General features: G+C 66.2%; 1 protein-coding gene. It reads left to right on the top strand.

Annotated features, from left to right (window positions below; genetic code table 11):
- The coding region (locus IEZ01_RS34465) for a RiPP maturation radical SAM C-methyltransferase (protein WP_506417172.1) at nucleotides 1-725 on the top strand (725 nt) is incomplete at both ends.

Here is a 725-nt window from a genome sequence, read left to right on the forward strand (position 1 = left end):
TTCAGTCAGAACGGTCCGACGCTGGCGGTGGCCGAACGGCTGCGTACGGGCGGCTTCGAAGGCGTGATCGTCCTCGGCGGCAGCAACTGCGAAGGCCCGATGGGCCGCGCCCTGCTCGCCAACTACCCATCGATCGACGCGGTGGTTGACGGCCCCGGCGAGGAAGCCTTCGTCGCCCTCCTGCGCCAGGTCGAAGCCGGAGCACCCGTCCACTCCGAAGGCCGCCTGATCACCCGCCTGCCCGCCGCCACCACCCAGGAGCCCCGACCGCCCGGCGAATCGCTCCAGGTCCCCATGCCCAACTACGACGGCTTCTTCGAACAACTCCGCACCGCCGGCCTGCACAGCCTCGAACCCGACATCACCCTCCCCGTCGAGTTCTCCCGAGGCTGCTGGTGGGGTGCCAAAACCCACTGCACCTTCTGCGGACTCAACGGCGCCACCATGAAATACCGCAGCAAACACCCCGACACCGTCGCCGACGAACTCCGCCACATGATGGACCGCTACGGCGTCCTCGACTTCTTCGCCGTCGACAACATCCTCGACCTCAAATACCTCGACACCGCACTCCCCATGGTCGAAAAACTCGGCACCGACCACTCCCTCTTCTTCGAAGTCAAAGCCAACATGGAATGGGCCGACATCCGCGGCATGCGCCGCGCCGGAGTCCGCTCCGTCCAACCCGGCATCGAATCCCTCTCCACCGAAGGACTCCGCCTCCT

The organism is Streptomyces purpureus (assembly GCF_014648195.1).
GTDB classification, from domain to species: domain Bacteria; phylum Actinomycetota; class Actinomycetes; order Streptomycetales; family Streptomycetaceae; genus Streptomyces; species Streptomyces purpureus.